Origin of the sequence: Paenibacillus xylanexedens (assembly GCF_007680605.1) — a bacterium.
Taxonomy (GTDB): Bacteria; Bacillota; Bacilli; order Paenibacillales; family Paenibacillaceae; genus Paenibacillus; species Paenibacillus xylanexedens_B.
Map to the genome: position 1 here is coordinate 1 of NZ_VEIO01000105.1, position 226 is coordinate 226.

The 226-nt window shown below is 58.8% G+C and carries 1 protein-coding gene; it reads left to right on the forward strand.

The window, feature by feature from the left end; translation table 11 throughout:
• A partial coding sequence (locus FS818_RS28570; protein ID WP_145336794.1) for an AMP-binding protein occupies nucleotides 1–226 on the forward strand: 226 nt, incomplete at both ends.

Genomic DNA, 226 nt, shown 5'->3' on the forward strand with positions numbered 1-226 from the left:
CCGGATCGGATGACGTACATGCTGGAAGACAGCGGGGCGGATCTGTTGCTTGTATACGGCGAGAATGTGGAAGTACCCCCAACTTATGCAGGCACTGTGCTGAACTTGGCGGACGTATCGCTGTACACGGGCGAACCCGCAAACCTGCCAGCGATCAGCGGCGCAAGCGATCTGGCGTATGTGATCTATACCTCGGGGTCGACGGGACAGCCGAAGGGCGTAACTG